32 protein-coding genes and 1 tRNA gene are annotated in these 26,006 nt (G+C 66.2%); 12 read left to right on the top strand and 21 right to left on the bottom strand.

From position 1 onward, the window contains the following. Nucleotides 1–3 precede the first annotated feature (3 nt). The gene (locus BMX57_RS10470; protein ID WP_092366235.1) at nucleotides 4–1,131 is read right to left on the bottom strand and encodes an aminotransferase class V-fold PLP-dependent enzyme; all 1,128 of its coding nucleotides are present in this window, start codon (nucleotides 1,129–1,131) and stop codon (nucleotides 4–6) included. 281 nt (nucleotides 1,132–1,412) lie between these two features. On the opposite strand from BMX57_RS10470, the gene BMX57_RS10475 reads away from it, so the two are divergent. Then, nucleotides 1,413–2,114: a histidine utilization transcriptional repressor HutC gene (locus tag BMX57_RS10475; protein WP_092366238.1), complete on the top strand. Its 702-nt coding sequence runs from the start codon at nucleotides 1,413–1,415 to the stop codon at nucleotides 2,112–2,114. Nucleotides 2,115–2,119: 5 nt separating this feature from the next. On the opposite strand, the gene BMX57_RS10480 is transcribed toward BMX57_RS10475, so the two are convergent. Beyond that, the gene (locus tag BMX57_RS10480) at nucleotides 2,120–2,578 is read right to left on the bottom strand and encodes an Lrp/AsnC family transcriptional regulator (protein WP_092366241.1); all 459 of its coding nucleotides are present in this window, start codon (nucleotides 2,576–2,578) and stop codon (nucleotides 2,120–2,122) included. After that, nucleotides 2,575–3,030 (bottom strand): Lrp/AsnC family transcriptional regulator, encoded by a 456-nt coding sequence (locus BMX57_RS10485; protein WP_092366244.1) that lies wholly within the window; start codon nucleotides 3,028–3,030, stop codon nucleotides 2,575–2,577. The genes BMX57_RS10480 and BMX57_RS10485 overlap by 4 nt, the downstream gene beginning before the upstream one ends. Nucleotides 3,031–3,161: 131 nt before the next feature. On the opposite strand from BMX57_RS10485, the gene ilvC reads away from it, so the two are divergent. Then, on the top strand, nucleotides 3,162–4,184 hold the full coding sequence (gene ilvC / locus BMX57_RS10490; protein ID WP_092366247.1) for a ketol-acid reductoisomerase: 1,023 nt from the start codon (nucleotides 3,162–3,164) through the stop codon (nucleotides 4,182–4,184). A 52-nt stretch (nucleotides 4,185–4,236) separates the two neighbouring features. On the opposite strand, the gene BMX57_RS10495 is transcribed toward ilvC, so the two are convergent. Then, nucleotides 4,237–4,944, bottom strand: coding sequence for an NYN domain-containing protein (locus tag BMX57_RS10495; protein ID WP_092366249.1), 708 nt, complete (start codon nucleotides 4,942–4,944; stop codon nucleotides 4,237–4,239). Between the two features lie 162 nt (nucleotides 4,945–5,106). Between BMX57_RS10495 and BMX57_RS10500 the strand changes: the two genes are divergently transcribed. Further along, a complete protein-coding gene (locus BMX57_RS10500; RefSeq protein ID WP_177175434.1) occupies nucleotides 5,107–6,030 on the top strand; it encodes a DMT family transporter in 924 nt (307 codons plus the stop codon). 24 nt (nucleotides 6,031–6,054) lie between these two features. On the opposite strand, the gene BMX57_RS10505 is transcribed toward BMX57_RS10500, so the two are convergent. From BMX57_RS10505 to BMX57_RS10515, 3 genes are all read right to left on the bottom strand, one after another. Next, entirely contained in the window at nucleotides 6,055–6,324 is a 270-nt protein-coding gene (locus BMX57_RS10505) for a DksA/TraR family C4-type zinc finger protein (protein ID WP_092366252.1), read from the bottom strand. 277 nt (nucleotides 6,325–6,601) lie between these two features. Beyond that, on the bottom strand, nucleotides 6,602–7,498 hold the full coding sequence (gene rpoH, locus BMX57_RS10510; RefSeq protein WP_092366255.1) for an RNA polymerase sigma factor RpoH: 897 nt from the start codon (nucleotides 7,496–7,498) through the stop codon (nucleotides 6,602–6,604). A 128-nt stretch (nucleotides 7,499–7,626) separates the two neighbouring features. Beyond that, a complete protein-coding gene (locus BMX57_RS10515) occupies nucleotides 7,627–8,685 on the bottom strand; it encodes an RluA family pseudouridine synthase (protein ID WP_092366258.1) in 1,059 nt (352 codons plus the stop codon). Here BMX57_RS10515 and BMX57_RS10520 point away from each other — a divergent pair. Continuing rightward, on the top strand, nucleotides 8,684–8,986 hold the full coding sequence (locus tag BMX57_RS10520) for a DUF6476 family protein (RefSeq protein ID WP_092366261.1): 303 nt from the start codon (nucleotides 8,684–8,686) through the stop codon (nucleotides 8,984–8,986). The two genes, BMX57_RS10515 and BMX57_RS10520, sit on opposite strands and share 2 nt — an antisense overlap. A gap of 31 nt (nucleotides 8,987–9,017) precedes the next feature. Here the strand turns inward: BMX57_RS10520 and BMX57_RS10525 are convergent. Both BMX57_RS10525 and BMX57_RS10530 read right to left on the bottom strand, forming a co-directional pair. Beyond that, nucleotides 9,018–9,094: transfer RNA gene (locus BMX57_RS10525), tRNA-His, on the bottom strand. A gap of 128 nt (nucleotides 9,095–9,222) precedes the next feature. Next, nucleotides 9,223–9,705 (bottom strand): GNAT family N-acetyltransferase, encoded by a 483-nt coding sequence (locus BMX57_RS10530; protein WP_092366263.1) that lies wholly within the window; start codon nucleotides 9,703–9,705, stop codon nucleotides 9,223–9,225. Between the two features lie 76 nt (nucleotides 9,706–9,781). On the opposite strand from BMX57_RS10530, the gene BMX57_RS10535 reads away from it, so the two are divergent. Further along, nucleotides 9,782–9,970 carry a DUF6324 family protein gene (locus BMX57_RS10535; RefSeq protein ID WP_092366266.1) on the top strand — a complete coding sequence of 63 codons (189 nt, stop codon included), beginning with the start codon at nucleotides 9,782–9,784 and terminating at the stop codon, nucleotides 9,968–9,970. A gap of 25 nt (nucleotides 9,971–9,995) precedes the next feature. Here BMX57_RS10535 and BMX57_RS10540 read toward each other — a convergent pair whose 3' ends face one another. Then, complete coding sequence (locus tag BMX57_RS10540) at nucleotides 9,996–10,460, bottom strand: MmcB family DNA repair protein (RefSeq protein ID WP_092366269.1); 465 nt, start codon at nucleotides 10,458–10,460, stop codon at nucleotides 9,996–9,998. 117 nt (nucleotides 10,461–10,577) lie between these two features. Between BMX57_RS10540 and BMX57_RS10545 the strand changes: the two genes are divergently transcribed. Then, the gene (locus BMX57_RS10545; protein ID WP_092366272.1) at nucleotides 10,578–10,898 is read left to right on the top strand and encodes an ArsR/SmtB family transcription factor; all 321 of its coding nucleotides are present in this window, start codon (nucleotides 10,578–10,580) and stop codon (nucleotides 10,896–10,898) included. Continuing rightward, nucleotides 10,895–11,320 carry an SRPBCC family protein gene (locus tag BMX57_RS10550; protein WP_092366275.1) on the top strand — a complete coding sequence of 142 codons (426 nt, stop codon included), beginning with the start codon at nucleotides 10,895–10,897 and terminating at the stop codon, nucleotides 11,318–11,320. Before BMX57_RS10545 ends, BMX57_RS10550 begins: the two co-directional genes overlap by 4 nt. 233 nt (nucleotides 11,321–11,553) lie before the next feature. Here the strand turns inward: BMX57_RS10550 and BMX57_RS10555 are convergent, their stop codons facing one another. The 7 genes from BMX57_RS10555 to BMX57_RS10585 form a co-directional block, all read right to left on the bottom strand. After that, on the bottom strand, nucleotides 11,554–11,859 hold the full coding sequence (locus BMX57_RS10555; RefSeq protein ID WP_092366278.1) for a hypothetical protein: 306 nt from the start codon (nucleotides 11,857–11,859) through the stop codon (nucleotides 11,554–11,556). Nucleotides 11,860–11,998: 139 nt separating this feature from the next. After that, complete coding sequence (locus BMX57_RS10560) at nucleotides 11,999–13,177, bottom strand: S41 family peptidase (RefSeq protein ID WP_092366281.1); 1,179 nt, start codon at nucleotides 13,175–13,177, stop codon at nucleotides 11,999–12,001. Nucleotides 13,178–13,235: 58 nt separating this feature from the next. After that, the gene (gene nusB, locus BMX57_RS10565) at nucleotides 13,236–13,718 is read right to left on the bottom strand and encodes a transcription antitermination factor NusB (protein ID WP_092366284.1); all 483 of its coding nucleotides are present in this window, start codon (nucleotides 13,716–13,718) and stop codon (nucleotides 13,236–13,238) included. Next, complete coding sequence (locus BMX57_RS10570) at nucleotides 13,715–14,266, bottom strand: 6,7-dimethyl-8-ribityllumazine synthase (RefSeq protein WP_092366287.1); 552 nt, start codon at nucleotides 14,264–14,266, stop codon at nucleotides 13,715–13,717. Before BMX57_RS10570 ends, nusB begins: the two co-directional genes overlap by 4 nt. A 1-nt stretch (nucleotide 14,267) precedes the next feature. Then, nucleotides 14,268–15,389, bottom strand: a complete 1,122-nt coding sequence (ribB, locus tag BMX57_RS10575; protein WP_092366290.1) for a 3,4-dihydroxy-2-butanone-4-phosphate synthase — start codon at nucleotides 15,387–15,389, stop codon at nucleotides 14,268–14,270. An 87-nt stretch (nucleotides 15,390–15,476) separates the two neighbouring features. Beyond that, a complete protein-coding gene (locus BMX57_RS10580) occupies nucleotides 15,477–16,223 on the bottom strand; it encodes a porin family protein (RefSeq protein ID WP_092366293.1) in 747 nt (248 codons plus the stop codon). A 74-nt stretch (nucleotides 16,224–16,297) separates the two neighbouring features. Continuing rightward, nucleotides 16,298–17,428, bottom strand: coding sequence for an ABC transporter ATP-binding protein (locus tag BMX57_RS10585; RefSeq protein ID WP_092366296.1), 1,131 nt, complete (start codon nucleotides 17,426–17,428; stop codon nucleotides 16,298–16,300). Between the two features lie 81 nt (nucleotides 17,429–17,509). On the opposite strand from BMX57_RS10585, the gene BMX57_RS10590 reads away from it, so the two are divergent. Continuing rightward, nucleotides 17,510–17,902 carry a DUF1801 domain-containing protein gene (locus tag BMX57_RS10590; RefSeq protein ID WP_092366299.1) on the top strand — a complete coding sequence of 131 codons (393 nt, stop codon included), beginning with the start codon at nucleotides 17,510–17,512 and terminating at the stop codon, nucleotides 17,900–17,902. Nucleotides 17,903–18,049: 147 nt separating this feature from the next. On the opposite strand, the gene BMX57_RS10595 is transcribed toward BMX57_RS10590, so the two are convergent. The 3 genes from BMX57_RS10595 to BMX57_RS10605 form a co-directional block, all read right to left on the bottom strand. After that, on the bottom strand, nucleotides 18,050–19,159 hold the full coding sequence (locus BMX57_RS10595) for a hypothetical protein (RefSeq protein WP_092366301.1): 1,110 nt from the start codon (nucleotides 19,157–19,159) through the stop codon (nucleotides 18,050–18,052). Nucleotide 19,160: 1 nt separating this feature from the next. Continuing rightward, nucleotides 19,161–19,940 carry an SDR family oxidoreductase gene (locus BMX57_RS10600; RefSeq protein ID WP_092366304.1) on the bottom strand — a complete coding sequence of 260 codons (780 nt, stop codon included), beginning with the start codon at nucleotides 19,938–19,940 and terminating at the stop codon, nucleotides 19,161–19,163. A gap of 89 nt (nucleotides 19,941–20,029) precedes the next feature. Further along, nucleotides 20,030–20,389 carry a nuclear transport factor 2 family protein gene (locus BMX57_RS10605; RefSeq protein WP_092366307.1) on the bottom strand — a complete coding sequence of 120 codons (360 nt, stop codon included), beginning with the start codon at nucleotides 20,387–20,389 and terminating at the stop codon, nucleotides 20,030–20,032. Nucleotides 20,390–20,486: 97 nt separating this feature from the next. Between BMX57_RS10605 and BMX57_RS21105 the strand changes: the two genes are divergently transcribed. The 4 genes from BMX57_RS21105 (at nucleotide 20,487) to BMX57_RS10625 (ending at nucleotide 25,086) form a co-directional block, all read left to right on the top strand. After that, nucleotides 20,487–20,768, top strand: coding sequence for a cytochrome c (locus BMX57_RS21105; RefSeq protein WP_425304916.1), 282 nt, complete (start codon nucleotides 20,487–20,489; stop codon nucleotides 20,766–20,768). Between the two features lie 136 nt (nucleotides 20,769–20,904). Next, on the top strand, nucleotides 20,905–22,512 hold the full coding sequence (locus tag BMX57_RS10615; protein WP_092366313.1) for a peptide chain release factor 3: 1,608 nt from the start codon (nucleotides 20,905–20,907) through the stop codon (nucleotides 22,510–22,512). Then, on the top strand, nucleotides 22,509–23,453 hold the full coding sequence (locus BMX57_RS10620; RefSeq protein WP_229724225.1) for a glycosyltransferase family 2 protein: 945 nt from the start codon (nucleotides 22,509–22,511) through the stop codon (nucleotides 23,451–23,453). Before BMX57_RS10615 ends, BMX57_RS10620 begins: the two co-directional genes overlap by 4 nt. A 172-nt stretch (nucleotides 23,454–23,625) precedes the next feature. Then, on the top strand, nucleotides 23,626–25,086 hold the full coding sequence (locus tag BMX57_RS10625; RefSeq protein WP_092366319.1) for a DEAD/DEAH box helicase: 1,461 nt from the start codon (nucleotides 23,626–23,628) through the stop codon (nucleotides 25,084–25,086). Nucleotides 25,087–25,092: 6 nt separating this feature from the next. On the opposite strand, the gene BMX57_RS10630 is transcribed toward BMX57_RS10625, so the two are convergent. After that, nucleotides 25,093–25,995 carry a DMT family transporter gene (locus tag BMX57_RS10630; RefSeq protein WP_092366322.1) on the bottom strand — a complete coding sequence of 301 codons (903 nt, stop codon included), beginning with the start codon at nucleotides 25,993–25,995 and terminating at the stop codon, nucleotides 25,093–25,095. Nucleotides 25,996–26,006: the final 11 nt, after the last annotated feature.

Raw genomic sequence — 26,006 nt, forward strand, 5'->3', positions numbered from 1 at the left:
GCCCTAGAGAACCTGGGCGATCACCCGCCGCAACCGCGCCAGGGTGCCATCCACGTCATACAGCTTGTCGAGACCGAAGAGGCCCAGGCGGAACGTGCGGAAATCCTCGGGTTCGTCGCATTGCAGCGGCACACCGGCCGCGATCTGCATGCCCTGGGCGGCAAACGCCCGGCCGGACTGGATCTCGGGGTCCTCGGTATAGCTGACCACGACGCCGGGCGCGCCGAACCCTTCCGCCGCGACCGAGACGACGCCCTTGTCCTTGAGCATCGCGCGCACCCCGTTGCCCAGGGCCCATTGCGCCTCGCGCAGCCGCTCGGTGCCATAGGCGCGCGTCTCGCCCATCGTGTCGCGGAAGGCCCGAAGCGCATCGGTCGGCATGGTCGCGTGATAGGCGTGACCGCCGCCCTCATAGGCCTTCATGATGTCGCGCCATTTCTTCAGATCGATCGAGAAACTGTCCGACTCGGTCTGCTGCAGACGGGCCTCTGCACGCCCGGACAGCATCACCAGCCCCGCGCAGGGCGACGCGCTCCAGCCCTTTTGCGGGGCCGAGATCAGCACGTCCACCCCGGTCGCCGCCATGTCCAGCCAGACACAGCCCGAGGCGATGCAATCCAGGACCATGAGCGCGCCCACCTCATGCGCCGCCGCGGCCATCGCGGTCACGTAGTCGTCGGGCAGGATCACCCCGGCCGAGGTTTCCACATGCGGGGCGAACACCACGTCCGGCCTGCGTTCGCGGATCGCCGCCACCACCTCGTCGATCGGGGCCGGGGCAAAGGGGCGCGGGGTGTCGTTGCCGACCTGGCACGCCTTCATCACATGCGCGCCCGCCGTCAGCCCGCCGGTCTCGAAGATCTGGCTCCACCGGTAGGAGAACCAGCCGTTGCGCACGACAAGGACCTGCGCGCCGCGGGCGAATTGCCGGGCCACCGCCTCCATCCCGTAGGTGCCGCCACCGGGGATCACCGCCACGGCCTGCGCGCCATAGACCTCGCGCAGCATCTCCGAGATGTCGCGCATCACCTGCTGGAACGCGGCCGACATGTGGTTGAGCGAGCGGTCGGTGAACACGACCGAGAATTCCTCGAGCCCCTGCGGATCGACGGTATCGAGCAATGCGGGCATGGGCGGCCTCCTTCTGACTGTCCCCGGTGTTGTCACCCGCGAACAATCCAAGGTAAAGGCCCCTTTCCGTTCCCGCAACGCGAAGGGCCCGCAGGCCGGATCCATCCCGCGCAACCGGACTTGCCGTTACGTCACCAGGGAAATCCTCGTAAGCCGCTGCAAAATCGCGCTATTCAGGCTTGCCCCGTCAAGCCGGCATTCTCTAGAAACAACCTGTGCGTATACCGGACGGGCGAATTCAACCGCCGTGCCCGGACCAGTAACGAGGGAACCCGGTCATCTTGCCACGGCACAGACGCATCAGCTTTCACACCGTCCGGGACGAGGTCAAACGCCGGATCGAGGACCGGATCTGGCCGCAGGGCACGCTTCTGCCGACGGAAACCGAATTGGCGCAGGAATTCGAATGTGCCCGGGCGACAGTCAACCGCGCGCTGCGGGAGCTGGCCGACCAGGGGTTCATCGAACGCCGCCGCCGCAGCGGAACACGGGTGATGCGCGCGCCGGTCAAGCAGGCCCGGATCGAGATAGCCGTCGTCCGCCACGTGATCGAGGAGCAGAATGCCGAGTACCGCTATGCGCTGGTCGACCGGCAAACCGGCCCGGCCCCCGCCTGGCTGTGTTCGCAGCTGGGCCTGGACCGCGCGGCGCCGGTCCTGCACGTGCTGTGCATGCACTACGCCGACAACCGCCCCTTCCAGTTCGAGGAGCGCTGGATCAACCTCGCCGCGGTGCCCGAGATCGAAAAGGCCGACCTGACCTGCGCCGGTCCCAACGAATGGCTGTTGGATGCAGTACCCTTCACCGAGGCCGAGATCAGCTTTGCCGCCGTCGCCGCCGACGCGCGGCTGGCGGAATTCCTGGCCACGCCCACAGGCACGCCGGTGATGCAGATGGAACGCACGACCTGGCTGCCGGAGAACCCCGTGACCCTGGCGCGGATGACCCATCATCCGGGCTTCCGCCTGCGCACCCGCTACTGATCGCCCTACCCGATCGGCCCCGGAAGCCGTTCCTCGCTCAGCAGCACATTGGCCTCGACATCGCCCGCCCCCGGCAGCGTCATGATCCGCCGCCGCAGGACCCGTTCGAAATCCGACAGATCCCGCGCCACGACCCGCAACCGGTAGTCGTAAAGACCCAGCACATGCTCGACCGTCTGCACCTCGGGTATGGCGCTGACCGCGCGCTCGAAATCCTCCAGGCTCACCCGGCCCTTGCGCGCCAGTTTCACGCCCAGGAACACCGTGACCCCGAAGCCCAGCGCCTGCCCGTCCAGCCGCAGCCGGCGCCCGTTGAGGATGCCGGCCGCCTCCAGCCGCCGGATGCGCCGCCACGCCGCCGGCTGCGACAGGCCGAACCGCCGGCCCAGGGCGCTGGCGCTCTGCCCGGCATCCACTGCCAGCGCCCGTATGAGCTTGCGGTCCAGGTCATCCAGCCCGGTCATACCGGCAGCACCTCGTCGCGCTTGACCCGTGCGATATGCATCAGCGCCTCGATGTCGGCGATATGCGGCAGGGTCAGGATCCGGTCCCGGTAAAGCTGCTGGTAGTGGCCCATGTCCCGCGCGATCACCGACAGGCGCACATCGACCCGGCCCAGGAAGGTCTGGATCTCCAGCACCTCGGGCACCTCGCGCGCCGCGGCCAGGAACTCGTCGAAGGCGCGCGGCTGGGTCTTGTCCAGGGTGAAGCGCAGGCTGACCTCGACCGCATAGCCCAGCGCCGCCCAGTCGATCACCGCCTCCTGTCCGCGCAGGATCCCCGCCGCCTGCATCCGGTCCAGCCGCCGCACGCAGGTGCTTGCGGTGATGCGGCAGCGCTCGGCCAGCTCGCCGGCCGTCAGGCTCGGCTCGGCCTGGTAGTGCCGCAGGATCCGGCGGTCGATGTCATCAAGCATGATTTCTCCGGATATCTCCGCTACTGCGAATGATCTTTCACCATTTTTTCAAATACTCAAGGCGCAACCTCTCGAATCCGGCGCAAGATCCGGGATAGAAGCGCGTCAGAGACAAACCGGAAGGACCAGACATGCGCGTTTATTACGATCGCGATTGCGACATCAACCTGATCAAGGACAAGAAAGTGGCCATCCTGGGCTATGGCAGCCAGGGCCACGCCCACGCGCTGAACCTGCGCGACTCGGGCGCCAAGAACGTCGTCGTCGCCCTGCGCGAGGGCTCGGCCAGCGCCAGGAAGGCCGAGGGCGAAGGCCTCAAGGTCATGGGCATCGCCGAGGCCGCGGCCTGGTGCGACCTGATCATGTTCACCATGCCCGACGAGCTGCAGGCCGAAACCTACAGGAAATATGTCCATGACAACCTGAAGGACGGCGCCGCCATCGCCTTCGCCCACGGCCTGAACGTGCATTTCGGCCTGATCGAGCCCAAGCCCGGCGTCGATGTCATCATGATGGCGCCCAAGGGGCCCGGCCACACCGTGCGCGGCGAATACACCAAGGGCGGCGGCGTGCCCTGCCTGGTCGCGGTGCACCAGGACGCCAGCGGCAAGGCGCTGGAGCTGGGCCTCAGCTACTGCTCGGCCATTGGTGGCGGCCGCTCGGGCATCATCGAGACCAATTTCCGCGAGGAATGCGAGACCGACCTCTTCGGCGAGCAGGCGGTGCTCTGCGGCGGGCTGGTCGAGCTTATCCGGATGGGCTTCGAAACCCTGGTCGAGGCGGGCTACGAGCCCGAGATGGCCTATTTCGAGTGTCTGCACGAGGTCAAGCTGATCGTCGACCTGATCTATGAGGGCGGCATCGCCAACATGAACTATTCGATCTCGAACACCGCCGAATACGGCGAATACGTCTCGGGACCGCGCATCCTGCCCTATGACGAGACCAAGGCACGGATGAAGGCGGTTCTGCACGACATCCAGACCGGCCGCTTCGTGCGCGACTTCATGCAGGAAAACGCCGTCGGCCAGCCCTTCTTCAAGGGCACCCGCCGGATGAACGACGAACACCAGATCGAGCAGGTCGGCGAGAAGCTGCGCGGCATGATGCCCTGGATCTCGGCCGGCAAGATGGTCGACAAGGAAAAGAACTGAGCGCGCCCGCGCATCGGCACATTCAGGACGGGGCGGCGGATCACGCCGCCCCCTACGTTGTCCCGGCCCGGGCCGCGGGCGGTTCGGCGGGGGCATCTTCCTGGCAGAATGCACCCGGCTTCACGCGCACGACGGCATCCGGCCCCCTGGGGCCGACTTTGAAGATCTGCGGCCGGTTTCCAAGGTATGTCCGCCAGTTCTTCTCAGGATAGGTGCTGATCCTCGTGCCGTAGCGGGCCCGCATAAGTCCGTTCAGGTCCTTCAAAAGCAATGTGGCGCCTTCGCTCCCATTTTTCTCGATCACGTCCTTGATGCGCCGATCGAGCGCCGAAACTTCGACTTTTGGGGCGGGAGCAGCAGGACGCGATCGCTGTAGCAATTCGAAGTCGGAACAAGCGGCCCGGAACCGTGTCGGTGTCTTGTCCTCACCCATTCCGACCACGCACACGCCGCGTTCGACCAGTCGGGCGGCCAGATGCGAATGGTCACCGTCCGAGCTGCAGATCACCACGACTTCGAACCCATGACTGCAGGAAAATTCCATCCCATCGATTGCCATCAACAGGTCAGCAGAATTCTTTCCCGAACCGGAATGGATCAAACGGAACCCGTTGACCTGATCCCAACGCGGCAGGCTGGCGGCGTTGCCATAGACACGCTTGACATCGACACGTCCCAGGCCATCGATACGGCGGAGAATTTCCGCCGCGAAGTCTGCGCTCAGGTTTTCACCATCGACCAATACGGCAACGCGCTTCATCGAATCCCCATCGCTTGGCTTGCGTCGAGGCGAAGCCGACCACCCTCATCGGGCGAAAACTTGGCAAGGTGTGGATCATTTTTCGTCCGTCATCGAAGCGATCCTGCTTGACCCCGGTGCGGCGCGCGGCTCTTGTCGCCGCGGCACGAAACCGGAGCGCGCATGACGCAACTGCCTGAAATCACCGCCCGAAGCTGGATCATGGTCGCCCTGTTGGGCCTGACCTGGGGCGGGACGTTCCTGGTGATCGAACTGGCTCTCGAGGGGATCACGCCGTTCTGGCTGGCTGCGGGGCGGGTGACCTTCGGCGCGCTGCTCAGCGGACTGGTCTGGCGCCTGCGGGGCGGGCGGCTGTTTCTCGGCCCCGCGGATTCGGCGGCCTGGGCTTCGCTCTCGACGATTGCCGTGCTCAGTTCAGCGGTGCCGTTTTCGCTGATCTCATGGGGACAGCAATTCGTCACCTCGGGCTTCACCGGTGTCGCCATGGCCAGCATCGCGCTGATGATCCTGCCGCTGGCCCACCTGTTCATTCCCGGCGAGCGGATGAGCCTGCGGCGGCTTCTGGGATTCCTGATCGGCTTTGCCGGGGTGACGCTGCTCATCGGTGCGCAGGCCTTCGGATCGACCGGCGCGGCCTTGGAGATGCAGGGTCGGGTTGCGATCCTCGGCGCTACCGGCTGCTACGCGGTCAGTTCGATCCTGATGCGCCGCCTGCCCCCGGTGGACCCCGTGGGCCTGTCCTCGGTTCTGCTGCTGATCGGCGCGCTGGCGATCCTTCCCGCCGCCTGGATCGCCGAGGGGCCTCCGCCCCTGCCTGACACGCGCACGATCTGGATCGTGGCCTTTCTGGGCCTGGTGCCCACGGCGGCGGCCAACCTGCTGCGGGTCACTTTGGTGCGCAGCGCCGGGCCGGTTTTCATGAGCCTGACGAACTACCAGGTGCCGGTCTGGGCGGTGCTGCTGGGCTGGGTGTTCCTGGGCGAACCGCTGCCGCCATCGCTGATCTGGTCGCTGCTGCTGATCCTGGGCGGCGTTGCGCTCAGCCAGTTCGGGGCGCTGCGCCGGTTGTTCGGCGCAGGCGCATGACATCTCCGCAGTCACGGCGCGGGGTCACTTCAGCTGGCTGTCCTTCGACCCGCGCCGGTTGATCCCGCCGCGCGGCCGGGACGCGCCGTCACGCTCCTGCTGGCAGTCGATGCACAGCTTCACGCCGGGCAGCGCCGCACGCCGCGCCTCGGGAATGGGCTCTTCGCATTCCGCGCAATGACTCAGGCTTTCGCCCACCGGCGCGCGGCGCGCCTTCATCCGCGCCAGTTCGTCCGAGATCGAGGCTTCGATCTGTTCGTTCACAGCGCCGTCGCGCGACCATCCTCCGGCCATGTTCCTCTCTCCGATGCCCCGTCGGCCTGACCTCGGCCTGCCGCGCTGAACGCGGAGGCCGGTCCCAGCATGATCCCGTATTCGAGTTTCGCAGTCCAGACCGATCCAGAGGCGGTTCCAGGACGAGAGTGCCGCCCGGCAAGGGTTTCGCTCGCGCACGACAGGATCCCGGGTCCCGGCCGGGGGCCGGCAGGATCGATCTCGGCGGGATCGCCCCAATGCCAAGTATGTCCGCCGGCCCGGATCGCTCCGGCGGAGAAAACGGGTCGGGCGGGTATCAGCCCGGGGTCAGCATACCCCGCTCGCGCGCCAGTTCGCGCATCTTCTTCTGAAGCTTCTCGAAGGCGCGCACCTCGATCTGGCGGATGCGTTCGCGGCTCACGTTGTATTGCCCGCTCAACTCCTCCAGCGTCACCGGCTGATCCATCAGCCGCCGCTGGGTCAGGATGTCCTTTTCGCGGTCGTTCAGCACGTCCAGCGCCTCGGCCATCAGCTCGCGCCGCGCCGTCAGCTCGTCCCGCGCCTCGTAATCGCTGGCCTGGTCGGCATCCTCGTCCTCCAGCCAGTCCTGCCACTGCATCGACCCTTCGCCCTCCTGCCCGACCTGGGCATTGAGCGAAGCGTCCCCGCCGGACATGCGGCGGTTCATGCTGATGACCTCGTCCTCGGTCACGCCGAGATCGTTGGCGATCTGGGCAACGTTCTCGGGGCGCAGATCGCCTTCCTCAAGTGCGCCGATGCGTGCCTTGGCCTTGCGCAGGTTGAAGAACAGCTTTTTCTGCGCGCTCGTTGTGCCCAGCTTGACCAGCGACCAGGACCGCAGGATGTATTCCTGGATCGCCGCGCGGATCCACCACATCGCATAGGTGGCCAGCCGGAAACCCTTTTCGGGGTCGAAGCGCTTGACCGCCTGCATCAGGCCGACATTGGCCTCCGAGATCACCTCGGCCTGTGGCAGGCCGTAGCCGCGATAGCCCATGGCGATCTTTGCCGCCAGCCGCAGGTGGCTGGTGACCATCTTGTGCGCGGACTCGGCGTCCTGCTCCTCGACCCAGCGCTTGGCCAGCATGTATTCCTCTTCCGGCTCCAGCAGGGGAAACTTGCGAATCTCTTGCAAATAGCGGTTCAAACCGCCTTCGGGCGTCGGCGCGGGAAGATTTCCATAGTTTGCCATTTCGGAAGTCCCTATCGGAGAATGTTTATGGTCTTAACATACCATATGTGGTGAGGCCGGGGTCTTTCAAGAAGACAACTCCCAGTTTGCGATTAAGTTTCCATTAAGAAAACGCAAAGGCCCGTGTTTCACGCGGTTGTGCGGTCCGTGTCATCCGCCGCCGCAGAACGCAGCGTGTCCAGAAGCACCGCGAAATCGGCAGGCGGCGGCGCCTCGAAGCGCAGCGCCTGGCCCGAAACCGGGTGATCGAACCCCAGCACCGCGGCATGCAGCGCCTGCCGCGAGAACGCCCGGACGGCCTCAGTCGCGGCGGGGCCCAGCGCGCGCTCGGCCGGCTTGCGCCGCCCGCCATAGACCGGATCGCCCACCAGCCCGTGCCCGGCATGGGCCATGTGCACCCGGATCTGGTGCGTGCGTCCGGTTTCCAGCCAGCACTCCAGCAGCGCCAGTGCTGGCGGCCGACCGAACCTTTCGCGGACCCGCGCGCGCGTCACCGCGTGCCGGCCGCCATGAAACACCACCGCCTGCTTCTGCCGGTCGGTCTTGTGGCGGGCCAGCTGCGTGGTCAGCCGCAGCACGTTGCCGGGCTCGAAACTGGCCCCCCTGACGCCGCGCAGGCGCGGGTCGCTTGCCTCGGGCACGCCGTGACACAGCGCCAGGTAGCGGCGCTCGGCGCTGTGCGCCTCAAACTGCGCGGCCAGCCCGTGATGGGCGGCGTCCGACTTGGCCACCACCAGCAGGCCGCTGGTGTCCTTGTCGATGCGATGCACGATCCCCGGCCGCCTGACCCCGCCGACCCCCGACAGGTCCGCGCCGCAATGGTGCAGCAGCGCATTGACCAGCGTGCCGTGGGGGGTGCCGGGCGCTGGGTGCACCACCATCCCGGCGGGCTTGTTCACGACAATCAGGTCGGCATCCTCGTGCACCACCTCGAGCGGGATCGCCTCGGCCCCGATGTGGCTCTCTTCGGCCGCCTCCACGGTGATCGTCACCTCGGCACCGGCGGCCACGCGCGCCTTGGCATCGGTGACCACGATACCATCCACCCGCACCGCGCCCTCGGCGATCAGCCGGGCCAACCGGGTGCGCGACAGGGCCGCGCTCTCTGGCACATCGCGCGAAAGCGCCTTATCAAGGCGCGGCGGCGGCGCGTCCGCGATCGTGAAACCTATCTGGCGGGTGCCCATGTCCAACCCTTCCGAGCCCGAGATCCCGCAGGAAACGCCCCAGCTGCGCCTGCTTCGGCGCATGGTCATGGGGCTGACCGCGGTGATGATTGGCGGGGTTCTAGTGACATTCGCGCTGATTGTCATCCGCCTCGCAGACCGCACCCCCACCCTGCCCGACCAGGTCGAGCTGCCGGATGGCGCGCATGCGGTCGCGGTCACCATCGGAACGAACTGGTATGCGGTGGTCACCGACGATGACCGCATCCTGATCTTCGACAAGACAACCGGCAAGCTGCGTCAGAGCGTCGACGTCGAGTAGCCGGGCGTATGCGGGTCGGGAAGCCGGAGGATGGTACCGCCTCCCTGGCTTGAACAGGGGACCTCTGGATCCACAATCCAGCGCTCTAACCAACTGAGCTAAGGCGGCACTGGCGCCCATTTAGCTTCCGGTCCCGCGGATTGCAAGGGCTAACCCGGAGCAAAAACGCGACCTGTCGCAGCCATTGCACGTGGCCGAGAAACGGCCCGATCCGCGGCCCCGGACCGGCAATTCGCCTACAGGTCGATGGACCAGCTCTGCTCCACCAGATCCACCCCGAAGGACCGCACCGGCTTGCTGTCCAGCAGGCGCCACCCGGCGGCGCGGTAGAGCGCGCAGGCGGCGGCGTGGCTTTCGTGGGTCCACAGAACCATGCGCCCATAGCCCGCCGCGCGGGCAAAACCCATGCAGGTCCGCAGCATGTGGCGTCCCAGCCCCCGGCGCCGCGCGCACGGCAGCAGCAGAAACAGCCGGAGCTTGGCCGTCTGCCCGTCCTGCGCCACGCAGAAGATGCTGCCCAGGCGCTGCCCGGCCTCCTCGGCGATCCAGCCGCGTTCGCGCACCGGATCGTGTCCGGCCGCGAAATCGGCGAGGATCTCTTCGACGAGTTCGGCAAAGGAAGCGTCGAACCCCTCGTCCCGGGCGTAGAGCGCACCGTGCTGCGCCACCAGCCAGGGGGCGTCATCAGCACGGAACGGGCGCAGGGTCGCGGTGGTCATGGCGCATTTGAGCCCTGCGCCGCTTGATTATCAACCCCGCGCGGGATAGCACGGCCGCAGCCACCCGGAGACCGCCATGAGCATCAACACCGAACGCGACATCGAGGCAAACCTGCAGATCGGCCCGACCGACCAGGGCATGGTCCGGCTGTTCATCGAGGCGGGCGGCACCGAGATCCCGATGGATTTCGACCCCGACGAGGCCGATGACATCGCCGAGGAGATCCGCGCCGCCGCCGAGGCCGCGCGGGCGGTGAAGCGCTAGACCCGGAACCTGACGACCAAAGCCGTCACCGCGTGGCCGGGTCGAAGTCGAAGACGCCGTGGCCTTCGGGGTCGCGCAGCACATGCAGCCGCCGCGCCGCGTGTGCGGCGAATTTCCGGATCAGCACCTGGCGCCGCGCCGGGGCCAGCTTGCCCTCCGGGGCCATCCGCACGATCTCGGCATCATAGCCATCCGCAATGATCAGTCCTGTCTCCGGCGGCAGCAGCTCGGTGGGAAACGCGGTGTCGACCGCCCAGAAGTAGCGGTCGCACCACTCCAGATATCCCTGCCACTTGCCGTCCGACTGGAAATCGGCGCGGCTCGACTTGCATTCGATCACCCACAGCTCTCCCTTGGGGCCCAGCCCCAGCACATCCACGCGCAGCCCGCGGGCGGGCACGAATTCCTCGACCGACACGAAGCCGTGCCCCGCCAGATGCCGGGCGACGCCGCGGGCCAGCCGCTGGCCGGGTTGGAGATCGAGTGTCATTCGACAAATGTGAACAAGTCGTGAACAAAAATCAAGGATCAACCCGGCACTTGACATGATACCATTTGGTATCTATTCAATTATGAAACCGAACGGTATCGCAACAGGAAGCCGCAGATGACCGATCCGACACAACTGGCCTTTCGCGCCCTGGCCGACCCGACGCGGCGCGACATCGTGCGCCTGCTGGCCCGGGACGAGATGACCATCGGCCAGCTGACCGACAAGTTCGACATGACCCGCGCCGCGGTGCGCAAGCATCTCACCGTGCTGGGCGACGGCGGGCTGGTCACGGTCCGGACGCGCGGGCGCGAACGGGTCACTCGCCTCGACCCCGCCGGCATGGCGCCGGTCCTGGACTGGTTGCGTTATTTCGACCGGTTCTGGGACGACCGCCTCAACGACCTTCAGAAAGCCATTGAAAGGAAACCGAAATGACCGATGCCATCCTGCGCAAGACGATCTATCTGCGGGCCGATCCCGACACCGTCTGGGCCTACCTGACCCAGCCCGATCGCCTGGGCGAGTGGTTCCACAAGCCCGAACGCCCGCTGACCCAGGGCAACCGGTTCGAGATGTTCGGCCGCGACAGCGGCGACCTGCTGATCTGGGGCGACGTGCGCGAGGCGCGGGCGCCGGACTACCTGGAGTACACCTTTACCGTGAAACCGATGGGCGACGCGGTCAGCGTGGTCAAATGGCGCCTTGCTCCGGTCGAGGGTGGCACGCAACTCACGCTGGAACACGAGGGGTTGCCGCAGGGTGCCGAGGCCTTCGACATGATCCTGGCGCTGGACAAGGGCTGGGACGGGCATTTTGCCGAGATGCGCGCGGCCCTGCACGAACCGCAGCCCGCCTGACTGACCGGCCCCCCTTGTCACCGCCCACGCCAACCCCTAGTTAGGCGTGTGGCGGGTTCTGCCCTTCTCGTGACAGGCAGCATTCCGGTGGCCTTAACTACTTCCGAGGGAGCTGGCTCTGTTCAGGCCCTGGTCTGATTACCTGGCACCCACCTGTGCAAACAGGTCCTCGGGAATCAACGCCGCACGGTCGATCCTGGTGGTCCCGCCACATTTTTCCTTCAGAGAAGTGCTCAGCGCTTGCGGCGCCCGGTTGCCGGCACCAGCGCCGGCTCGGGATCGCGCGCCACGGGCGTTCCGCCGCGCGGGCCGTCCTTCTTTTCGGCCATGCCCATCACCGCCAGCGCGAACTGCACACCGGCAAAGACGATCCCGTTTGCGAACCACAGCACGAACACCGCCATCAGGCCGATATCCGACGTGCTGATCAGGTGCCACAGGTTGCCGACATTCAGCCACAGCAGGCCACCGATGAACAGGGCGGCCACCCCGAACCCGATCAGGACATGGGTGATGTAAAGGCGGATCAGCTTGGGCATCGGTCTGCTCCTTTTCGGCTCCATATTCAATCTAGAGCATGCATGGCGCTTGTAAACCGGCCCGGCCTGCGTCGAAATGGTCCGGGTGCGGCAGACGGCGCGGGCGGTGGCGATGCGGGACGAAGCCGCCGTTCGCGCGCTAAGTCAAGTCCTCGATCAGCCTGTTATACACCATGTCTCGCGGCGTTGTGTCGAACGGTGTCGAGACCCAATACCGATCAACTTCCAGTCTACGGACTGGTACTATCTGCCGCGCGATTTCAGGCGGCGTCGTTTGATCGGTTGATCCTGATTCCCAATCGTGAAGTGCAGAGGAGTAGCGAACAACAGCTCCGCTTGTCGGCAGTTCGATGAGCCCACCTTCCGCAAAGAACTTCAAGCAATCGCCCATTTCTTCCCCGACGATCCGTAGCTTGTGCCCGAGCCGATACTTGAGGATCGCGACAAAGACGATTGCTGCGGAGAAGGTAAACTTGTCCACGAGCACAGCGCAACCGCTCTCCCGGGCGCTCTCGGTGATTGCATAAATCAACGGCATTGCCCGCAGGAAGTCGCCTCCGGTATTGCCTCGAACATCAATCACGAGGAAACTCCCTTGGCGTGACTGCACCAATGTGGCGGCTCTGTCGATTGCTTCGGGGTACGCGCTTTCGTCAGGATCGAAGAAGCTCGGCAGCCTCAAAGCGAGGCCATTATCGGTACATTCGTGAACTTTCACGTAGCCATCGAATTGCCAGACGGGATCAACCTGGCCGTGCTCGTTCCTTGGGTACATCTCTGACGCCGGAACTGTCTTGGCGTTTGGAACCTTGACGCTGGTGATGCGTCCGTCGGCACTTTGAAGTTGGTAACTGGTCTCATCACCGGTGGACGCGAATCCCAAATGCGCCAGTGCCGCAGGCCAGGCCAGCAGGAGAGGTCCAATCACGCGCTGCCTTTGCCGTGTCCCCGCCAGAAGGCAGGCTCCGGCGCGTTCGATCCTGTCGACGGGCGAGTCATTCACGGCGATCAGCTTGTGGGGAGCGCATTCAACGTTTGGAGATAACGTCTTGGTCAGAAAGACCGATCTGCCGATGGTCACGAACCGAAGCGGCAGAACCGAGATTGCATCATTTGGGATCAGACGTGTGTGCCCATTGCCAGAAAGGGCCAAGAGACGCATAACCGAAAACAGGAACTGGTCTTTCGCATTCTGAGACGCGTGGCTTCGGGCGTCTTCGACAAGAGAAGCAATGGTTTCTGGATCGACCGTCGCAAAGCTTGGATCGACACGTTCGACAATGTCCAGAATTGGTTTGAGGTCTTGGCTCAGCGACACCGATCGATCCTAGCGTCTTGGCAAAACGAATGTCCACCTTGGCCTCAGCCCCGCGCGCTCAGAACGCCTCGGGCCTGGCCTCGCGCGCCATGTGGTCGAGCACGGCATTGACGAATTTGGGTTCCTGACCCTCGGGAAAGAAGGCGCGCGCGATGTCGACGAACTCGGTGATGACCACCTTGGGCGGCGTGTCGCCCTGCACCATCTCGGCGCCGGCCGCCCGGAAGAGCGCGCGCAGGGTCGGGTCGATCCGTGCGATCGGCCATTTCGCCACCAGCGCCCGGTCGGTCATCTGGTCGATCCTCGCCTGATAGCTGACCGCATCCTCGACCAGCTTGCGGAAATGGCCGGTGTCGCCGTCGATCATCTCGTCGCCGTCATAGACCGCGCCGAAGCGGTGATCGAGGAACTCCGCGATCACCTGGTCAGTGATCTGCCCGGACCGCTCCATCTGGAACAGCGCCTGAACGGCGTAGAGCCGGGCGGCCGATCTCATCTTGCGCTTGTCGGTGCCCTTCTTGGGCGCGGTGCTGGGGGTCATGCGGTGCTGGGTCCGTTCTTGTCGCCGGCGATCTGGTAGGACTCGGAGGGGGGCTTGAATCCCACCCCCTTCGAGGAAGCGCCCCACTTACGGCCCAGCGCGATCAGATGCAAGGCCGCGGCGGCCGCCCCGCCGCCCTTGTTCTGGCCGGTCACGTCGGCGCGCACCTCGGCCTGTTTGCGGGTCTCAACCGTCAGGATGCCGTTGCCGATGCACAGACCCTGAAGGCCCATCAGCTGCAAGGCCCGGCTGCTGTCGTTGCACACGGTCTCGTAATGCGTGGTCTCGCCCCGGATCACGCAGCCCAACGCCACGTAGCCGTCGAAATTGCTGCGCCGGTCGGCGATGCCGATGGCGGTCGGCACCTCGAGTGCGCCGGGCACGAAGGCAACGTCCCAGGTGCCGCCCACGGCCTCGATCTCGGCCTTGGCGCCGGCGACCAGGTTGTCGGCGATGTCCTTGTAATAGGGCGCCACCACGATCAGCAGCTTCACCGGCTTGTCGAATTCGGGGCGCGGCAGGGTATGGTGGGTCTCGTGTCCGGCCATGTCAGGTCTCCGTCAGGATCGGGCGGGTGCCGACGATCGACAACCCGTAGGCGTCCAGCCCAAGATACTTGGTGCTGGGTGAATCGGTCAGCAGGATCAACTCGTGCAGCCCCATCTTGGACAGGATCTGCGCGCCCAGCCCGGTCTGCTTGATCGTGCGCACGCCGTCCTCGTCGGTGGCGTAGAGCGAATTGCGCGGCTGGCGGAACAGGCAGACGACACCCCGCCCCTCGGCCGCGATCTTCTCCATCGCCACCGGCAATTCGCGCGGCGATTTCGGCCCCAGGCCCAGCACGTCCGACGCCTCGTGCAGCGCATGGGTGCGGGTCAGCACCGGTTCGGGTGTCGAGAGGTCGCCCTTGACCAGGACCACATGCTCGATCCCGTGGGTCTGGTCGGTGAATATCCGCATCTCCCACGCGCCGCCATAGCTCGACTCGACCGTCTCGCGCCGGGTCTCGACCACCAGGTTGTCGTTGCGGGCGCGATAGGCGATGAGGTCGCTGATCGTGCCGATCTTCAGCCCGTGTTCGGCGGCGAATTCCACCAGATCCGGCAGTCGCGCCATCTCGCCATCGGGTTTCATGATCTCGCAGATCACGCCGGATGGGTTCAGCCCGGCCAGGCGGGCAATGTCCACCGCCGCCTCGGTATGGCCCGCGCGCACCAGCACGCCCCCGCGCCGCGCCCGCAGCGGGAAGACGTGGCCGGGCGTCGCCAGCTTGGTCATGGTGTTCTGCTCGTTGATCGCGGTGGCCACGGTCAGCGCGCGGTCCGCGGCGGAAATGCCCGTGGACACCCCTTCGCGCGCCTCGATCGACACGGTGAACGCGGTCTCGTGGCGCGACGAGTTGTTCACCGCCATCATCGGCAGGCCCAGCCGGTCGATCCGCTCGGCGGTCATCGGCAGGCAGATCAGGCCGCGGCCGTGCAGGGCCATGAAGTTGATCGCCTCGGCATCCGCGAATTCCGCCGCGATCACCAGATCGCCCTCGTTCTCGCGATCCTCGTGATCGACCAGGATGAACATCTCGCCGGCGCGGGCAGCGTCGATGATCTCTTCTATCGGACTGATCGCGTCGCGCAGTTCGGCCTCGACCGGGCCGGGGGTCTCATAGCTCATGGGGCAGCCTTTCGCAGAGCACTCCTGCGTCGCGGGATAGACCAGCCCGCCGGCAAAGGCCAGCCCGCGATGCGCCGACGCCGCGTCTCAGAACCGGTAGGTGACACCCAGGATCGGACCCGATTGCTCGAACTCGAAATCATTGCCGTTGTCCAGCCGGTGGTCGGCCGAAATGATCCGGTAACCGCCGCGCAGCAACCAGTTCGCGTTCAGCTCGTAATCCGCGGTCAGCAGGACCTGCCAGGTCTCGTCGTCGCTGCTGAAACCGCCATAATCCACCAGCGCGGTTCCGGACCAGCGGTCGGAAAAGCGGGCGCGCAGCCGGGCGACGATGACCGGATCCACCCAGCTCTCGTTGGCCGCCGCGCTGATCTGGGGTGAGGTCCCGGGCAGCAGGGTCAGGCTTGTGTCGGTGTCCATCCAGCGCAGGCCGGCGCCCAGATCCACCTGCACATCGCCGGTCTGGTGGGCCCGGTAGGTGACGTAGCCGTTGAAGATCTGGAGTTTGAGGGTGGTATTGATCCCGCCAAAAGCCGGATCCGGCGAGGGCGCGCCGAAGGACAGGTCGGTGAGCATGTAATCGGCCAGGACGCTCCACCGCCCGTTGCTGGCCGAGACCGCGCCCATGAAGGCCATGTCGAGGTTGTCCAGCGCATCGCCGAAACTCAGCGTGGATTCCAACCGCCGCGTGGGCGTGGTGATGGCCGTGGTGGATTCCGGCATGAAGAGGTAGATGCTGGCGGCATATTGCCAATCCGACTGTTGCGCACGGGCGGGGCCCACAACGAGGCCGGCGCAGAAGGTGAGGATCGTGAGAATGGAAGACGGTTTCATGAGGCCTCCGGCGCTGACCCGGCCATTAGCCCCGATCGCGCGCCGCCTGACAAGCCCGGCGTGCCGTCGGCGGCTCAGCCCCGGCCCAGTGGAAACACGAAGCAGCGGTCGCGCCGCACCGTCAGCCACATGACCCGGCCCGTCTGCGGGACGAAGACATTGGGCACCGTCGCGGTCAGCCGCGAGCCGTCCGAGGCCATGCGGAACTCAACCAGGCTTTCATTGCCCAGGAACCGCGCCCGCTCGACGATCCCACGCGCCGGTACGCCGTCGCTGGGCGTGGGCAGCGGGCCGCGCCCGCCACGGTCGAAATCCAGCTTCACATGCTGCGGGCGAAAGACGATCTCGACATCGGTGCCGTCCGGCAGGCCGGGTGCCAGAAACTGGCCGAACGGCGTCTGCGCCAGCGCCCCGTTCACCTGCGCGCGCAACACGTTGATATCGCTGAAAAACGCCACTGCCGCCTTGTCCACAGGCCTTGTGTAGACATTGTAGGGCGCGCCCTGCTGCACGATCCGGCCGCGGCGCATCAGCGCGATCTCGTCGGCCATGCGCATCGCCTCGTCCGGCTCATGCGTGACCAGCAGGACGGCGGTATCCTCTTCCTTGAGCAGGCGCAGGGTCTCGTCGCGGATACCGTCGCGCAAACGGTTGTCGAGGCCCGAGAACGGCTCGTCCATCAGCATGATCCGCGGTCGTGGCGCCAGGGCGCGCGCCAGAGCCACGCGCTGCTGCTCACCCCCGGACAGCTCATGCGGATAGGCGTCGATATGGCGCAGGAGGTCGACCCGGTCCAGCAGCTCTTCGACACGGGCCCGGCGCTCCTCCTTTGCCCCCTTGAGCCCGAAGGCGACATTGTCGGCCACGCTCAGATGCGGGAACAGGGCGAAATCCTGGAACATCAGCCCGATCTGGCGCCGTTCGGGCGGCACCCGGACCACCGTGTCGCAGATCAGCCGTCCGTCGACATGGATCTCGCCCGCGTCCTGCATCTCGACCCCGGCGATCATCCGCAGCGTCGTGGACTTGCCGCAGCCCGACGGGCCCAGCAGGCAGGTCACCTGCCCGGCCCCGATCCTGAGGGACACGTCATCGACGACGACGCGACCCTCGTAGCGGCGCACGAGGTTGCGGATCTCAAGTCGTGGTGGTTGCGTGTTGTCCGTCACCGCCCGTGCCTCGCCTCGGTTCCCGATCAAAACCATCGGGCTTGGGCGGGGATAACAACCCCCGCCCCCCCACGCAAGCGCCATCCCCACGCGGCGCGGCCCGTGCTAGGATGGGTCATGGGACATGACACCATCGACGCCTGGCACGCCGCGCAAGCATCGGCAGACAGGCCGATCTGCGACCTGCTCAGGGCAGAGATCGACCGCCACCTGACCGGCGCCGAGAGCAGGGTCTGGCACGCCCATCCGGTCTGGTTTCTGAGCGGCAACCCTATCGTGGGATACAGCAAGCTGAAACATTGCGTCCGCCTGCTGTTCTGGAGCGGGCAATCGTTCGAGGCCCCCGGCCTGTCGGCCGAAGGCAGTTTCAAGGCGGCCGAGAAGCGTTTTACCGCGCCGGACCAGATCGACCGCGATGCGCTGCGCCGATGGCTTGTCGAGGCGCAGAGCGTTCAGTGGGACTATCGCAACATCGTCAAGCGCAAGGGCAAGTTGGTGCGGCTGTTGTGATGGCGGGCTTTGCCGACCCGGTGTGGGACTGCGGAGCGCCTGCGGCGCGCTCGATCTATTGATGCGAGGCTCTGCCTCGCGCTCCGAGGTATTTGGCGCGAGAGGAATGCAGGAGTCCGGGGGAGCCCGCCGCGTTGGTCGGCGGGTCTATGTGACGAATTCCACTTCGCCGCTGGCGCGGACGCGTCCATTGACCATCACTTCGACCCGGTGCGGCCCGGGCACCAGCCGGAAGGTTGTGGCGTCGGCCTTCAGCCTGTGCGTCTTTGCGAGCCGCAACTCGCCGCGGCACGCCGCCTGTTTCAGCTTGTGGACCTTGGCCGACACCTTGCCACCCGGCCGCTGGAAGTGGATCACGTAGTCCACCAGCACCCAGACGTCGCCTTTTGCTTGAAGCTGTACCACCAGGTCGAACGCCCCGCCGATACGCGCTGATTGCGGGAGCGTCAGCGTTACCGAGACCGGCGCGTCGGGGTCATAGCCCAGCATTCGCATCGCGCCGGGATGTCCCGCCTTGACCAGCCCGCGCAGGGCATGGCCGGTCATCCAATCGAGTTCGCCCGGGTCCTGCCGCCCCTCGGCCCGCCAGCGCGCCAGACGGTCCAGAACGGCGTCTGGATCGCCCCGCGCGATATCGTTGAGATGGTTGGCGACCGAGCGCGTGACATAGCGCGTGGGATCGGCATGGAGCCGGTCGAGAAGCGGCAGGGTCTGCGCCGCGGTCAGGCCGATGCCTTGCCCCCAGGGCAGGTGCGGCCGGCTGCCCTCGCTCACCAGGCGGCGCACGTGATAGTGCGGATGATCCGTCCAGGCGTGCAGGCGGGCGAGCACCACATCGGGCCAGCGGTTCAGGAAGGGCCGGATCGCCCATTCCATCGAGAACCTCTGGGTGATCTCCTCGATCAGGTCCAGCGCAAGCTCCGGCCTGTCCAGCCCGACCTTGACCACCCATTCCCCGAGCGGGGCATAGATGAATTCGCCGAAATCGTCATCGGCGCGCGCGGGATCGCAGGGCGGCGGCAGCGCGCGGAGGATCACCGGGGCGATCGCGTCGAGGTCTCCGGGCACCTGCTGCGCCAGGCAGTCCGCGATCCAGTCGATCCGCGCCTTCAGCTCCAGCTCGGGAAAGCGGTCCAGCACCTCGGCCCGGAACGCCTTGGCATCGAAACCGGGGCTCGCCGCGGCGAAGCGCGCGGCCAGCCCGTCCACCGTTTCGGCATTGAACAGCTGGTCCTTGAGCGAAAACCCCTGCGCCATGTCACATCGTGAGATTGGTGGCGCCGCCATCCAGCAGGATGTTCTGACCGACGATGAAGCCGGCATGCCGGGAACACAGGAAGGCGCAGGCCGCCCCGAATTCCTCGGCCTGCCCATAGCGGCGCGCCGGGATCGTGGCCTGGCGTTCGGCGCGCGCCTCGTCCAGCGATATGCCCTTCTGTTCGGCCACACCTCCATCGAGAGCGTCGGCCCGGTCGGTTGCGTGGATGCCCGGCAGCAGGTTGTTGATGGTCACGCCGGACGGGGCCACCTGCCGGGCGGTGCCGGCGACATAGCCGGTCAGCCCGGTCCGCGCCGCGTTCGACAGGCCCAGAACCGGGATCGGCGCGCGCACGGATTGCGAGGTGATGTTGACCACGCGCCCCCAGCCGCGCGCCATCATACCCGGCAGCAGAACCCGCATCAGCGCGATGGGTGTCAGCATGTTGGCATCCAGCGCGGCGATGAAATCGTCCCGATCCCAGTCCGACCACAGGCCCGGCGGCGGCCCGCCGGCATTGGTCACCAGGATGTCCACTTCGCCGGCCGCGCCCAGAAGCTGTGACTGCCCCTCGGCGCTGGTCACGTCGCAGGCCACGGTCTCGACCGCCACGCCATGCGCGTCGCGGATCTCTCGCGCGGCGGCCTCAAGCGCCTGCTCGCCACGGGCGTTCATCACCAGGTCGACCCCGGCGGCCGCCAGCGCCTGCGCGCATCCCAGGCCCAGGCCCTTGCTGGACGCGCAGACGAGCGCCCGCTTGCCGGCAATTCCAAGATCCATCTTTTGCCTCCTCTTCGGTTTCCGGCGCCGAGTAGACACTGCCGCGCGGGCCTGCGCCAGCCCCCTCCGGCCGGCCCGCGCCGATGGAGCTAGTAGAAGAACTCCTCGCGTACGATCTTGCCATCGGCCACGTGATAGACGGCGACCTCCTTCATCTCGAAGTCCTTGCCGCTTTCCTTTTCGCGGCCCTTCACCTCGAAGATCACCGCGAACCGGTCCTCGCCATGCAGCATCGGGTCGCTGACATCGCCGCCACTCACCTCCATCGCGTTTTCCCACCAGTCATGCTTGCCCTTGATCCCGTCCAGCCCCCTGGTCTCGCGCGGCATACCTTGATCGCTGGCCTCGACCGAGACCGCATCGGGCGCATAGAGCTTGTCCAGATTGGCCCGGGCGCGGTTTTCGCGGCATCCCGCGACCAGTTCTTCGGCAATGTCCTTGAGCGACATATCGAGACTCCCTGCAGTTTGTTCATGAATTGTTCTCATACCACGGCCGATCGATTCGTTAAAGGGCGGCGGTTGTCCGACGACAGGAGATTCCGCCATCAAGGCGCGGATGCACGCCATGGATGTGATCGGCGACAAGACCCGGCAGCTTGGCGCCATGGCCAGGGGAAGGAGCGCATTCGATGCCGCCACCGCGCAGGCTGCTGCCGTCGGGATCGCCGAGCAGGCCCCGTCCCGGCACGGTTCGAGGCGCCCGAGACCGACCCGAAGTCCGAGGCATTGCCGGCCATCTGGAACGACTTCGACGACTGAACGGGCAAGGCAAAGCCATTGGAGACGGCCGCGAAGGCTGCGAACATCGCCACGCAGGACGATCTGAGGGCCGCGCTTTCTCGTATCGGCAGACGCGAAGCCGCCGGCCGTAGGATGGGGTTGAACCCCATCCTACGCACCGTCGGCCTCCGGATACGCCAATTTTCTTGCACGCCCCCCAAAGCTTACCTATACGCCCGCACATGCTTGACCCGTCGCCGAACCGTCCCGAACTGCCGCCCGAAATCGCGCGGCGTCGCACTTTCGCGATCATCTCGCACCCGGACGCGGGCAAGACGACGCTGACCGAGAAGTTCCTGCTTTACGGCGGCGCGATCCAGATGGCCGGACAGGTCCGGGCCAAGGGCGAGGCGCGGCGCACCCGGTCGGATTTCATGGCGATGGAGAAGGACCGCGGGATCTCCGTCTCGGCCTCGGCCATGTCGTTCGACTTCGACAGGTTCCGCTTCAACCTCGTCGACACGCCGGGCCACTCGGATTTCTCCGAGGACACCTATCGCACGCTGACCGCCGTGGATGCGGCGGTGATGGTGGTCGACGGCGCCAAGGGGGTCGAGAGCCAGACGCGCAAGCTGTTCGAAGTCTGCCGGCTGCGCGACCTGCCGATCCTGACCTTCTGCAACAAGATGGACCGCGAGAGCCGCGACACGTTCGACATCATCGACGAGATCCAGGAGACGCTGGCGATCGACGTGACCCCGGCCAGCTGGCCCATCGGCGTGGGCCGCGATTTCATCGGCTGCTACGACATCCTGCGCGACCGGCTGGAACTGATGGACCGGGCCGACCGCAACAAGGTCGCGGAAAGCATTGAGATCAACGGGCTTGACGACCCCAAGCTGGCCGAGAACGTGCCCGGGCATCTGCTGGCGCAGCTGCTGGAAGAGGTCGAGATGGCCCGCGAACTCTTGCCCGCGCTCGATCCGCAGGCCGTGCTCGAGGGGCACATGACGCCGATCTGGTTCGGGTCCGCGATCAATTCCTTCGGGGTCAAGGAGCTGATGAACGGCATCGGAGCCTACGGCCCGGAACCGCAGGTGCAATCGGCGGAGCCGCGCCAGATTTCCCCGGAGGAGTCAAAGGTTTCGGGCTTCGTGTTCAAGGTTCAGGCCAACATGGACCCCAAGCATCGTGACCGGGTGGCGTTCGTCCGCATGGCCTCGGGGCATTTCCGGCGCGGCATGAAGCTGACCCATGTGCGCTCGAAGAAACCGATGGCGATCTCGAACCCGGTGCTTTTTCTCGCCTCCGACCGGGAGCTGGCCGAAGAGGCCTGGGCCGGCGATATCATCGGCATCCCGAACCACGGCCAGCTGCGCATCGGCGACACGCTGACCGAGGGCGAACCGTTGCGCGTGACAGGCATCCCCAGCTTTGCGCCGGAGCTGCTGCAAGGGGTGCGCGCGGGCGATCCGATGAAGGCCAAGCACCTGGAAAAGGCGCTGATGCAATTCGCCGAAGAGGGCGCCGCCAAGGTGTTCAAGCCCTCGATCGGCTCGGGCTTTGTCGTGGGCGTCGTCGGCGCGCTGCAATTCGAGGTGCTGGCCAGCAGGATCGAGCTGGAATACGGCCTGCCGGTGCGCTTCGAGGCGTCGCAATTCACCTCCGCCCGCTGGGTCTCGGGCGACAAGGCAGCGGTCGACAAGTTCACCGCTGCCAACAAGCAGCACATCGCCCACGACCATGACGGCGACATCGTTTACCTGACCCGCCTGCAATGGGATATCGACCGGGTGGAACGCGATTACCCCGAGGTGACGCTGAGCGCCACCAAGGAGATGATGGTGTGACCGCCACCTGGGGCCTCGTTGCGACCGTCAAGGCCCCGACACGCGACATACTGCGCTTTGCCGCCCATCACATCGAGCTGGGCGCGCACCGGCTCTATATCCATCTCGACGCGGCGGATCCGCAGGCACATGCCGCGCTCAAGGCGCATCCCAAGGTTCGGGTCTTCGACTGCGACGCGGATTTCTGGGCCCGCACCGGCAAGCCGCGCCCGGACAAGCACCAGGTTCGCCAGAGCGCCAACGCGACCCGCACCTATGCCAGGGCCGAGGTCGATTGGCTGGCGCATATCGACGTGGATGAATTCCTCTGGTCCGACCGCCCCGTGGCCACGCAACTGGCGGCGCTGCCTTCGGACATCTTCTGCGCCCGCGTCCGGCCGATCGAGGCGCTGGCCGGCGATGGCGGCGCGTTCAAGGCGCCGGTTCCACCCGGGCCCGGTCGCGCCGCCATCGCAGAGCGGATCTATCCCGGGATCGGGGCGCATGTGCCCGCAGGCTTTCTCAGCCATGTCCAGGGCAAGCTGTTCCTGCGCACCGGCCGCCCCGACGTGTCGTTCCGCATCCACAACGTCTATGCAGGCGGCGTCGAAAATCCCGGCCAGACCGAGTTGGCGGGCATGGATCTGTGCCACTTTCATGCCGCGGATTGGGAGCATTGGCTGTCGCTCTACCGCTATCGGCTGGCGCAGGGCTCCTACCGGTCCGAATTGAGGCCCGGCCGGCCCCGCCCGCAGGGTGGCATGACCCTGCACGACCTGATGTCCCTCGCCGAACGGACCGACGGGCCGGAGGGGCTGCGCAAGATCTTCGACACGCTCTGCGTCGATACGCCCGCGCTGCGCGAAAGGCTGTCGGCCGAGGGGTTGCTGCGCCTGCGCGAACTCAACCTGAACGAAAGTCTGGCCCGGCATTTCCCCCGACACGCGCAGCCTGTGCCCTGAAAACCGCGAGAAGCCCGGAAAACGCGGCCTTTTTGCATCGGCATTTGACCCTCCCGGGGCATTTTGCTATTCCGCGCTCATCAGCCGAAGGGTGCACTGACGCGCCCGGTCAAACGGACCCGGCTCACATGCACGCGCGGGCCAGGTCAGTGTCCGCAACCATCGGACACATATGACAAAGTTTAGCGAACTCAACCTGAATCCCAAGGTTCTCAAGGCCGTCGAAGAAGCCGGCTATGAAACGCCCACACCGATCCAGGCGGGCGCGATTCCCCCCGCACTCGAAGGCCGCGACGTTCTGGGCATTGCCCAGACCGGCACCGGCAAGACGGCAGGCTTCGTGCTGCCGATGATCACGCTCTTGGCCCGTGGCCGCGCCCGCGCCCGGATGCCGCGCAGCCTGGTGCTGTGTCCGACGCGCGAACTGGCCGCCCAGGTGGCCGAGAATTTCGACACCTATTCCAAGCATGTGAAGCTGACCAAGGCGCTGCTGATCGGCGGCGTCAGCTTCAAGGAACAGGACAAGCTGATCGACAAGGGCGTCGACGTACTGATCGCCACGCCGGGCCGCCTGCTGGACCATTTCGAGCGCGGCAAGCTGCTGCTGACCGGTGTTCAGGTGATGGTGGTGGACGAAGCCGACCGGATGCTCGACATGGGCTTCATCCCGGATATCGAGCGGATCTTCTCGCTGACGCCATTCACCCGCCAGACGCTGTTCTTCTCGGCCACGATGGCGCCCGAGATCGAGCGCATCACCAACACTTTCCTGACCGCCCCCGCGCGGGTCGAGGTGGCCCGCCAGGCCACCGCCTCCGAGACCATCGAGCAGGGCGTGCTGATGTTCAAGGGTTCGCGCCGCGACCGCGAGGCCAGCGAAAAACGCAAGGTCCTGCGCGCGCTGATCGACGGCGAGGGCGACAAGTGCAAGAACGCGATCATCTTCTGCAACCGCAAGACGGATGTGGATATCGTGGCGAAATCGCTCAAGAAATACGGCTATGACGCTGCCCCAATCCACGGCGACCTGGACCAGTCGCAGCGCACGCGCACGCTGGACGGGTTCCGCGACGGCTCGCTGCGGCTGCTGATCGCGTCGGATGTGGCCGCGCGCGGCCTGGACGTGCCGGCGGTCAGCCATGTGATCAACTACGACGTGCCGGGCCATCCCGAGGATTACGTGCACCGGATCGGCCGCACCGGCCGCGCCGGGCGCGACGGCAAGGCGATCACCATCTGCATCCCGCGCGACGAGAAGGCACTGGCGGCGGTCGAGAAGCTGATCCAGAAGGACATCCCGCGCCTCGACAACCCGTTGAAATCCGACGCCCCCGCCGAGGTGGAGGAGGTGACGGAAGCCGCCAAACCGTCCCGTCGCCGGAAATCCGGACCCAGGACCGAGGCGCCAGCCGAGCAGAAGGCCGAGACGCCACCCAAGGCTCCGGCCGAGACCGAGCAGGCCGACGCGCCCGAAAAGCAGGCCGAACCAGCGCCCGCGCGCGCCGAAAGCGGCGAGGACCGGTCGCGCGGACGCGGCAAGCGCGAGCGCGGAGAGTCCAAGAAGGTCGTCGGACTGGGCGACCACCTGCCCCGGTTCATCGCGCTGAGCTTTGACGAACGCCGGACCGGCTGACCGCCCTCAGATCGCCAGCACCAGTGCCAGGATCGACAGGCCCAGCAGGGCCATGCCGCTGATCTCGCGCGCGGTGATCGTCTCGCGGAAGAACAGGATCGAGGCCAGCAGACTGAACACCAGTTCGACCTGCCCCAGCGCCTTGACATAGGCCGCGTTCTGCAAGGTGAAGGCCAGAAACCAGCAGAACGAGCCGCCCATGCTGGTCAACCCCACGAAGACACCTGTGCCGCGCGTTTGCCAGACCGCCCGAAGCTGGTCGCGGTCGCGCCAGGCCAGGTAGATCGCCATGCTGAGCAACTGGAAGCCGACCACCGCCGCCAGCGTGATCGCCGCGCGCAGCACCGGCTCGGTCTCAGCCAGTTCCAGCGATGCGCCGCGATAGGTGACCGAGGAGATGGCGAACAACACGCCCGAGGCGAGCCCCAGAAGCGACGCCGGGCCGGTCAGGTGGCGCCACCAGGCGCCGGTGACATCGGGCGTCCTGGACAGCACCAGCACCGCCAGCAACCCCAGCAGGATCGCCACCATGCCGCCCGCGCTCACCCCCTCGCCCAGGACAAGGAATCCGACGATCGCCGTCTGGATCACCTCGGTCTTCTTGAAGGTGATGCCGACCGCGAAATTGCGTTGCTTGAACAGGGCCACGACGCAGATCGTCGCGAGGATCTGCGCGGTGCCCCCGATCACCGCGAACAGCCAGAACGTGCCGCTCAGCGCCGGCAGCGCCCGCCCGCTGAACCACAGATAAGCACCAAGGCCGGTCAGGATGAAGGGCGCGGAATAGGCGAACCGCGCGAATGTCGCCCCCGCCGGGCTCAGCCGCACGGTGCTGAGAGACTTCTGCAGCATGAACCGCACCGTCTGGAACAGCGCGGCCGCCAGGGTGACGGGGATCCAGAGACTCATGGCGGCCGGTA

Source organism: Cribrihabitans marinus, from assembly GCF_900109035.1.
GTDB classification, from domain to species: Bacteria; Pseudomonadota; Alphaproteobacteria; order Rhodobacterales; family Rhodobacteraceae; genus Cribrihabitans; species Cribrihabitans marinus.

Coding starts and splice junctions, on each gene's coding strand:
- BMX57_RS10470 (WP_092366235.1), bottom strand. CDS start 1,131: ATGCCCGCATTGCTCGATACCGTCGATCCGCAGGGGCTCGAGGAATTC.
- BMX57_RS10480 (WP_092366241.1), bottom strand. CDS start 2,578: ATGACCGGGCTGGATGACCTGGACCGCAAGCTCATACGGGCGCTGGCA.
- BMX57_RS10485 (WP_092366244.1), bottom strand. CDS start 3,030: ATGCTTGATGACATCGACCGCCGGATCCTGCGGCACTACCAGGCCGAG.
- ilvC (WP_092366247.1), top strand. CDS start 3,162: ATGCGCGTTTATTACGATCGCGATTGCGACATCAACCTGATCAAGGAC.
- BMX57_RS10495 (WP_092366249.1), bottom strand. CDS start 4,944: ATGAAGCGCGTTGCCGTATTGGTCGATGGTGAAAACCTGAGCGCAGAC.
- BMX57_RS10500 (WP_177175434.1), top strand. CDS start 5,107: ATGACGCAACTGCCTGAAATCACCGCCCGAAGCTGGATCATGGTCGCC.
- BMX57_RS10505 (WP_092366252.1), bottom strand. CDS start 6,324: ATGGCCGGAGGATGGTCGCGCGACGGCGCTGTGAACGAACAGATCGAA.
- rpoH (WP_092366255.1), bottom strand. CDS start 7,498: ATGGCAAACTATGGAAATCTTCCCGCGCCGACGCCCGAAGGCGGTTTG.
- BMX57_RS10520 (WP_092366261.1), top strand. CDS start 8,684: ATGTCCAACCCTTCCGAGCCCGAGATCCCGCAGGAAACGCCCCAGCTG.
- BMX57_RS10515 (WP_092366258.1), bottom strand. CDS start 8,685: ATGGGCACCCGCCAGATAGGTTTCACGATCGCGGACGCGCCGCCGCCG.
- BMX57_RS10530 (WP_092366263.1), bottom strand. CDS start 9,705: ATGACCACCGCGACCCTGCGCCCGTTCCGTGCTGATGACGCCCCCTGG.
- BMX57_RS10535 (WP_092366266.1), top strand. CDS start 9,782: ATGAGCATCAACACCGAACGCGACATCGAGGCAAACCTGCAGATCGGC.
- BMX57_RS10540 (WP_092366269.1), bottom strand. CDS start 10,460: ATGACACTCGATCTCCAACCCGGCCAGCGGCTGGCCCGCGGCGTCGCC.
- BMX57_RS10545 (WP_092366272.1), top strand. CDS start 10,578: ATGACCGATCCGACACAACTGGCCTTTCGCGCCCTGGCCGACCCGACG.
- BMX57_RS10550 (WP_092366275.1), top strand. CDS start 10,895: ATGACCGATGCCATCCTGCGCAAGACGATCTATCTGCGGGCCGATCCC.
- BMX57_RS10555 (WP_092366278.1), bottom strand. CDS start 11,859: ATGCCCAAGCTGATCCGCCTTTACATCACCCATGTCCTGATCGGGTTC.
- nusB (WP_092366284.1), bottom strand. CDS start 13,718: ATGACCCCCAGCACCGCGCCCAAGAAGGGCACCGACAAGCGCAAGATG.
- BMX57_RS10570 (WP_092366287.1), bottom strand. CDS start 14,266: ATGGCCGGACACGAGACCCACCATACCCTGCCGCGCCCCGAATTCGAC.
- ribB (WP_092366290.1), bottom strand. CDS start 15,389: ATGAGCTATGAGACCCCCGGCCCGGTCGAGGCCGAACTGCGCGACGCG.
- BMX57_RS10580 (WP_092366293.1), bottom strand. CDS start 16,223: ATGAAACCGTCTTCCATTCTCACGATCCTCACCTTCTGCGCCGGCCTC.
- BMX57_RS10585 (WP_092366296.1), bottom strand. CDS start 17,428: ATGGTTTTGATCGGGAACCGAGGCGAGGCACGGGCGGTGACGGACAAC.
- BMX57_RS10590 (WP_092366299.1), top strand. CDS start 17,510: ATGGGACATGACACCATCGACGCCTGGCACGCCGCGCAAGCATCGGCA.
- BMX57_RS10595 (WP_092366301.1), bottom strand. CDS start 19,159: ATGGCGCAGGGGTTTTCGCTCAAGGACCAGCTGTTCAATGCCGAAACG.
- BMX57_RS10600 (WP_092366304.1), bottom strand. CDS start 19,940: ATGGATCTTGGAATTGCCGGCAAGCGGGCGCTCGTCTGCGCGTCCAGC.
- BMX57_RS10605 (WP_092366307.1), bottom strand. CDS start 20,389: ATGTCGCTCAAGGACATTGCCGAAGAACTGGTCGCGGGATGCCGCGAA.
- BMX57_RS10615 (WP_092366313.1), top strand. CDS start 20,905: ATGCTTGACCCGTCGCCGAACCGTCCCGAACTGCCGCCCGAAATCGCG.
- BMX57_RS10625 (WP_092366319.1), top strand. CDS start 23,626: ATGACAAAGTTTAGCGAACTCAACCTGAATCCCAAGGTTCTCAAGGCC.
- BMX57_RS10630 (WP_092366322.1), bottom strand. CDS start 25,995: ATGAGTCTCTGGATCCCCGTCACCCTGGCGGCCGCGCTGTTCCAGACG.